Here is an 8,263-nt window from a genome sequence, read left to right as displayed (position 1 = left end):
AATAAAGGGTCTTCTTCCAAACACCCTATACTTAATTCAATAGTTGAATACTTAGATAAAGAGCTGTTAATTCCATTCGTTACTAGAATTTGTTTACATTTTTTCTTCTTAAGCTCTCGTTCAATTTGCAAAATTTCATCTGATTCCCCACTATTTGAGACTATTAATACAACATCATTGTCTTCCATTAAAGAAGCCATGCGAGCTTGGTCTGCAAATGATTCAAAGAAAATCATTTTAGAAGGTTCAATTTTACGCATTCTAAAATAAAAATCTTTTGCTGGTATTTGTGACATTTGGAACGCAATAATAAAAATCTTCGGGGCTTCAATTAATAAATTTACCGCTTCCATGAATGTTGATGTATTAGTAACCCTCTCCGCTTTCATGATAGATTGAATAATTCCATTATCAATCGTTTGAATATTTTGTTCATCATTAACATAACTAAATTTTAGTTCATTAAATCCTTTATAGCCTAATTTTTTCGAAAATGAAATAATGGAACTTGGTACACTTAGTGTACATTTCGCTAAATCCCTTGCAGTCATATTCGCTACCTGTTCATGGTTTTCTAGAATATAACTAGCAATTATTTTATGTGAAGGTGATAAACGATTAAAACTTTCATTAATTCTCTTAAGTACTGTATTCATCTTTTTTCACTCATTTCATATAATAATTTACTATCAGTTACCCCATATATTACGTATGCGAAACAATTATTTCACATTCTCCATCTACTTCAAATTCTCCCAACCCAACAGGTATAATAAGGTGCATACCCTTTTTCAACCCATATCGAATTTTATCACATATAAGGGAACCCTCTCCCTTTATTACACTTAATAGTAAATATTGATTCTTAAATAGAAAACTAGTTTTTCCGTTAATATCCCATTTATAAACCGAAAAAAACTCCGACTTTACAAAAGTAGTAATCGTAGCATTTTTCCAATTCTCAACCTTAACTTTACTAAAAACATGGTGACAAGGTACGGTAGTTACGTCAATTGCTTTTTCTAAATGGAGATCGCGTAATTTTCCATCCTTATCCCTACGGTAATAATCATATACTCGATAGGTTGTATCGGAACTTTGTTGTGTTTCTAAAACCAGTGTACCTTCACATAATGCATGGATTGTACCACTTGGAACATAAAAAAAATCTCCGGGCTTGATTTTCACTCTGCTGAGGAGTTCATCCCATTTCCCATCTCTAATCTGCTCTTTTAACTCTTCTTTTGTAACAGCATTATGACCAAAAATTATTTCTGCTCCTTCTTTACAATCGATAATATACCAGCATTCTGTTTTACCAAGTTCACCATTTTCATTCTTCATTGCATATAAATCATCTGGATGAACTTGAACAGATAAATCCATATTTGCATCTAGTATTTTCGTTAATAATGGAAAAACTTCTTCTTTAGGGCTTCCAAAAAGTTCTGGAGATTCATGCCATAATTCGTCTAACCGCATTCCTGTGTACGGTCCATTTTCAATAATTGAAGGGCCGTTTGAGTGAGCTGAAATAGCCCAACATTCACCTGTATTATCTGTTGGAATGTGATATCCAAATTCCTTTTGTAGTGTGGTGCCTCCCCAAATACGTTCTTTAAATACTGGTTGTAAAAATAATGGTTGCAAAATCGTTCCCTCCTAAAATCGAACTCAAATCGACTATACTAAAATATCTTCAAGGAATCACTCGTAGAAGAGTAATTCCTCTTTCAATATCAGTTATAAAATGAGTTCTAGTAGTTATAATTTTTCTCACTACCAAGAATACTCTTTTTCTATAAAAGAATCAAAATTATATAAAGACATTGATGAAATTAGTATTCTTAGAAAAATCGGTTACACATACCAGCATGTATTCTAATTATGTTTAGTTTATTGGTTTTTGAGGCTTCAAATCAGTACAAACTATTTCATTTACAAAGCAAGTTACTCCAATTTATCATTTATAGCATTAATAATTAAAAAATGAGGATTCTTCATTAGCCAATTATACTTTTCTGGATTTATTTTTTTAAATTCATCTGTAGGCTGGGGCTCAATAACTCTATCGAGTGAAAAATATTCAAGGGTAGTATTAAATATTTCACTTAAAGATCGTCGGTAAAATGGTACTTCAATTATTTTCCCTTTCCTTTCCCATTGATCTAAGATGAATTCCGTATGAAAGTAATCGCCATTCTTGGACAATTTGAAATCCATAAATGGATGATGTACCGAAAAAATCAATTTTCCATTATGTTTTAATATTCTTTGAAACTCACTTAATGGTTGCCTCCAATCCTTTATATAATGAAGAACTAAGGAACTTACAATGACATCAAATGAATCATCTTCAAAAGGTAGTTCTTCTTCAAGATTCAAACAAAAAACTTTTGCTTTATCTCCAATTCTCCTCTTTGTAGCTGCGACCATTTCAGGACTTAAATCAGTTGCAATCACATCCGCTCCTCGCATTACAAATTGATTCGTATACCACCCTGCAGCGCATCCCGCATCAAGTATCCTCATAGTATCTAAATTCAGAGGTAACAAATTCATCATGGCAGGTCTTTCATATTCAGTATTAAAAGGGCTACTCATATCTACATTTTCTTCATAATCATTAGCAAGTTGATTATAAGCTTCTTCGACTTTATTATTCATGTGATCACCTCTTTTTTTCTAATATTTTTATAATAAAAATTATTTCCAAACTAAAAATGTAATATTATGATTTCTCAATATATTCAACAGTCTTTTACCCTTCTTCTCTCCAATGATTAGGTATATCTAAAGCTGATGGTAGTTTTGTATATTGATTGCCTTTAGCCGCATTTATTTGTGCTTGGGTGAGAAAAATGCTTCCTGTTAAATTTGCTCCACTTAAATCCGTATCTCTTAAGTCTGCACCAATCAAATCAGCCATTCGTAGATCCGCGTCCCTAAGGTCAGCAGCAATAAATAATGCCCCTCTCAAATTAGCTCCTCTTAAGTCCGCTCCTTTTAACTTTGCCCCTATAAAGTCACTTCCTCGATGATGTTTTTTCTGCTTCTTTTGGTTAGGCACTTGTGCTCGTACTAGTTCACTTGTACGAAGAAGTAAATGATTCACTTTTGCCCTTTGCTCTGAAATATTAATTTTCAGAATGGATTCCGGGTTTAGTCTAGTAAGCTGTTCACTATCGTTTAGACTAGCGAGCAGCTCACTATGTAAGGATTGAGCAACTTTGAGACTTAGCGCTTCATTTAAATACCAAAGCATTTCGTGAAGTTGGTGCATAATCGGAAATACGCCGAACATTTCTTTTGCAAAATCTGCATTATTTCTCCAATCATTTGCTTTATACGTAACTTGTGATACCTTTTGGCCTGCGCCAAAACAATCAAAAGCAGTACAACCTCTAAATCCTTTTTTTCGAAGGTTTTTATGAATACCACATAGATAGTTTGATTGTAAATTTCTACATGGAGTACCTCCGTCTTTATCGAACGCAAAATCCGCTGATTTAGCAAAAGGTAATGCTACACAGCACAAACCAAAACAATTTTCACAATTGGCAGTTAAGTTACCTCGAGTATAGTCATCTGTGACCGGTACATTAGACAATGTTCACACTTCCTTCTATGTAAAATATTGCTTGCATTTTATATATTACTTTACAAACTACCTTAAATCTACATTCAACACGCTCTACTAAAGTTGAGTTATTTCTTTCAACCATCGTACAAACTCTAATTCCTAATACGCACTTACACCTCTTATTCTTATCCTGTAATAAAAAGCAACTTAACCAAAAATGGTTGCTAAATAAGCAACCATTTTGTGCATTAATTCATTTCTACTAATAATTCATGCAAAACTTTATTATTTACCGCCAAATAAGTGAAATACTCTCCATCTTCACCATTTAGAACTTCAGTTAATAACTCCATCGCTAATTCAAGCTTACCTTTCAAGGTATAAGCAATGGCACCATAATATTTGGCTTCGTTATTCTCTGGGTTTTCCAGGATTATATTATTAAATACTTTTACTGCTGAAATTACGTTTTCCGCGCCTACATAAGCCTTTAATAATTCCATATTTATACCGTGTTTATATTCTTCTGTTAGTGGAATCTGCTCTAACATTTGAATGCTTTCTTCATATTTCTCTTCTCGATTAAGGATGTCCGCCCTTAAAATTCTAATCGGTATGAAATCCCGGTTTTCCTGTAATAACTGATCTACTAAATGATGGGCTTTCTCAAATTCCTTGCGATTTACATACATTTCTACTAAAGCAAATGCGCTGTCTAATTCATGTGGATACTTTTCTCTTATTTCTTCAAACACTTCAATCGCTAGATTTAAATGTTTATCTTCACGGTATGAATCATCGGCTACATGTAAATGTAACATTGCTAACAGATGCATAACGTCATACGATTCATTGTACTTCAAACAATTCTTTAAAACCTTCACACCATCTTCAGGTAAATCCGTTTCTTCATAAAATCTTGCCAAATCAAGATAAGCAGGAATATAGGTAGGAGAAAGTGATATCGCTTCTTCAAAAAGAGAAATAATGCCTCCAATTTTCATAATCTTAGAAGACTTATTTGATACTTTTTTTATCATTCTCTTGAATATAGAATGTTCTTCTATCTCATCAAATTCTTCATCAACTATTTGACTGTAAAGATAATTAGCCAATAAAGTTAATGCTTTAGCTTGATCTTCAGTTGAAAGAGAGCCACTTTTTATGGTGTCTTCTAGTGAAAGATACTTACCTAATTGGTAATATATTTCCGCTAGTTGTACATACAATGGCTCATAAAAATCACCCGCTTCAATAGCAGTTAAAGCCATCTTTTGGGCTTCGATCCAATTTTTCTCTCTCATCTCAACTTCTATTCGATGAGTAATAATCGCATTGTTAGTAGGTTCTATTTGCATCGCCTGCTGAAGTATTTCTAGTTCTCTTTTGAAATCACCTAACGCTCCATATGCATAAGCTAAGCAATCAAGTCTTTCAATTCCCCCCGTTGTCATTTCATCTTTTGACAGCTTCGCAATATATTCTTCAATTTCCTTTTGATTTAGCAATTGAAAAAATCTCTCAAAATCAATAACCGAGAAATCGATTTCAAATAGTTTTTGATAACATTTCTTTTCGATTTGTTCATCTTCTTCCAACTGAGCGATTTCAATCAATCTGAATAAATAACGGACATCTTGACTATTTTGCTCTAAGCAATATGCAAAGTTTTCTTTTGCCTCTTCTAATTCTCCTCGACTATAATGAGCTTCACCTAATTGATATGCTGTAAACACATGTGACTTCATTTCAAAAGCTTCCTTCATTAATAGAATCCCATTATGATCACGTAGATCATCGAGAAGCATTCCTTTATACGTTTGAAAAGCAAAAGCTAAAGAATCTTTTTTATCAATCATTTTCGTTAAAAAAGCAATCCCACGATCAAATAATTTATTTTCAGATATCGTTTTAGCATATAAATTCAATGGTTCCATCCAATTGTTCTCTATAAATTCAATGCCTTGTTCGAGAAAAGTTATTCCTTTCTCCATAGTCTGTTCATCTTCACAATTATAAAGAAACGATATTCCCGCGTTTATTAAATACTCTATATCATCTTGAAATTTATGATGATATTGCTCAAAGAATTTATGTGCTTCATCTTTCATACCCATATCTACTAACGTATCTGCATATTTCACATAACCAAAGGCATAATCTGAAAATTGTATAATACAAGTTTGAAATTGTTGACGAGCTTTTTCATATTGCTGTTGATCTAGATAAAATTGACCTAATCGAATAATTAATTCTTGTTTTTCGTCAGCTTGTTCAATACCCTCAAGTAACACTTTTTCAGTTTCAACTTGATCGTTCTTCTCCTCATCTAGGAGATTCGCTAACAGTAAGTGCGCATTTGTAAATTGAGGATCGAGATCAATTGCCTTACGAACACTAGCAATTGCATTATCCAATTGACTAAGCCCCTGATATATTTTTGCTAAAGTATAAAACTTATAAGCATAATCATCTTGAATTTGTGGATTCAAAATAAGTACTTGTAAAGCTTCTTCATATAAGTTATTCGCCATTAGTACTTTGCAATGATTTAAAATGATAAATAAATCATCATGTTGACTTTCATAAGCCACCATTGAAGTTTCTAAGGCTGGTTGTAATTCTTGATTGAATAAATACGATACTGCTAAATAGCTCCAAGTTAATGCATCGTCAGCATCGGCTTTTAACGACCATTTAAAGTGTTGAATACTTTCATCATAATGATCTTCTTCATAGGCAATACGCCCCTTTAAAAAATGATAAAAACCATTCATACGCTGTTTCTTCACACGCTGAATGAAAGGCTTAGCCTCTTCAACATCTCCAAAGTTTAAAAAACCATTTGCAATGTGCATACTCACTGTTTCATTTACTGGCGTTACTTCCTCAATTTCCTTTACGGCAGTATTAAATATTTCCTTAACTGCATCATCATGTAAATGTTTAATGATGAATAATTTAGTATAATCATGATTCCAATGTTTATCTAGGAAAGTAATGAGTTCTTTTAAATATTCGTTTTCATCTTTTTCAAGTAACTCTAAGTACTCGAATAACCAACGATAATAAATATCATCTTCTAAATCTAAAATTTGTAGTTTTTCAGAATGTGCTTGTGGCACGCCTACTATTCCTAAATAGTTTGTTATACAGTAGGTATCATTATATTCTTCATATGAAATTAGCAAGCTTTCAAAGGTATTTGCATCTTGAATATACACAACTCCTAGGCGATCATCATAGCCGGTTACGATTTGTACATGAGAGAACAATCCCACATTCACGCTAAGCAAAATTGGCATACCATTGTCTATACATTGCTTTAATGTTACTAAATTAGCGGTTACATAGTTGCAGGAATAGCCAATACTTTCCCAGTATGAGACAGTTGTCGATAATTTACTCCCGACTTTATCAAAAATACAATCAGCGATTTCATCTTGATGTTTATAATCTCCATATAGTCGAAGAATCATTGATAAGCTAGCTGGAACGCAGTAATTACTCTTCTGTATAACAGGATTTAAATGTAAGCGATTTTTATTTCCTTCCTCTTTAACAGAATGATATGGAAGAGCATTTAAACTTTTTTCCTTGGCAAGTACAGCATCCAACGCGTCATATTCACTCTTATCATAGAAATAATCAGCTTTTAACTTGGATAGGTAAGGACTATAAAAGGAATCAGGAATCCGATTTTCCAACTGTTCAATATCGGTATGCATATCTTCAGAACAACGTAAATCACGCAAGCGACGAATACGCTCCAACAACAAATTTGGAACATTACCAAATGTCGCTAACCCTTCTTCCAAAAATGCAAAACCCGATTCATGGTTACCATCTAATGCATCAATATGGGATAACATAGCGTAACATTTATGTCCATACTCCGAATGGCTACGTCCTTGTAAAAAAGATTGCTTTGCTTTCTCACGCTCACCTATTTCAAGAAAATAATATCCCCACTTATCATCAATCGACGATTCATTTTGCGCTTGCATCCTTTTCAACATTTCTTCTACTTCATTAAATCGTTTTAATTCAATTAATACTTGAACATATGTGAAATTAATCTTTTCGCCAATTTCTTTAGGATACTGTGCCAATTCACCAGCCTCAATGCGACTTCCTAACAGTTGAGCCATTTCTAATGTTTTACCATTTTCAATGTAATCATCTACATTCCATGAAAGAGTCCATAATGATTGATGTTGTTTATATGCAATATGAGCCAAAAAATTACTGTATTGATACATCAATCCATAGTCCAAAATACGAATGAACATATAAAATGTTTGCTCATCCTTTAGCTCTTGGAGAATCATCTTTAAATATGATAATTTATTTATTTTTTTTATTTTATTTACAAGGTTGAGAACTTCATCAAGTGCAGCATTATAATCAGCATGACTGAAATGATCCCTCATTTGGTCTAAATTCATCCATTCATCTCCTAGAGCGTACTCTTTTCAAGGTTTCTATAAAATTCCCCAAATTATTTATTGCCATCTTTCGAGTTATTACCCTTTTTTCTTGTTTCAATAAGTATATATCATGATATACCTTTAAATCTAAAAATAACAAAAAAACTCCCTAAAAGAACTATCTTTTAAGTAGTCTCATGTGAATCCTATATACTTTGATATACAAAAAAGGGGGGCTGTCTAATAAGTC

Annotated in this window: 5 protein-coding genes; all 5 read right to left on the bottom strand. The window is 32.7% G+C overall.

Features of this window, described 5'->3' with window-relative positions:
* Positions 1 to 656: MurR/RpiR family transcriptional regulator (locus V7014_RS25935; protein ID WP_335511801.1), on the bottom strand; the 656-nt coding region annotated here is incomplete at its 3' end.
* Positions 657 to 705: 49 nt separating this feature from the next.
* Positions 706 to 1,653, bottom strand: coding sequence for a mannose-6-phosphate isomerase, class I (gene manA / locus V7014_RS25930; protein WP_335511803.1), 948 nt, complete (start codon positions 1,651 to 1,653; stop codon positions 706 to 708).
* A 297-nt stretch (positions 1,654 to 1,950) separates the two neighbouring features.
* Positions 1,951 to 2,667 carry a class I SAM-dependent methyltransferase gene (locus V7014_RS25925; RefSeq protein ID WP_335511799.1) on the bottom strand — a complete coding sequence of 239 codons (717 nt, stop codon included), beginning with the start codon at positions 2,665 to 2,667 and terminating at the stop codon, positions 1,951 to 1,953.
* A gap of 94 nt (positions 2,668 to 2,761) precedes the next feature.
* On the bottom strand, positions 2,762 to 3,610 hold the full coding sequence (locus V7014_RS25920) for a pentapeptide repeat-containing protein (RefSeq protein WP_335511797.1): 849 nt from the start codon (positions 3,608 to 3,610) through the stop codon (positions 2,762 to 2,764).
* 221 nt (positions 3,611 to 3,831) lie between these two features.
* Positions 3,832 to 8,031: a C39 family peptidase gene (locus V7014_RS25915; protein ID WP_335511795.1), complete on the bottom strand. Its 4,200-nt coding sequence runs from the start codon at positions 8,029 to 8,031 to the stop codon at positions 3,832 to 3,834.
* Between the last annotated feature and the right edge of the window lie 232 nt (positions 8,032 to 8,263).

Source organism: Bacillus sp. JJ722, from assembly GCF_036963345.1.
Taxonomy (GTDB): Bacteria; Bacillota; Bacilli; order Bacillales; family DSM-1321; genus Bacillus_AD.
This window is presented reverse-complemented; position numbering and strand designations above follow the sequence as displayed.

What these genes read in the sequence shown, in the direction of transcription:
- V7014_RS25925 (WP_335511799.1), bottom strand. Translation starts at nt 2,667, where the DNA reads ATGAATAATAAAGTCGAAGAAGCTTATAATCAACTTGCTAATGATTAT.
- V7014_RS25915 (WP_335511795.1), bottom strand. Translation starts at nt 8,031, where the DNA reads ATGAATTTAGACCAAATGAGGGATCATTTCAGTCATGCTGATTATAAT.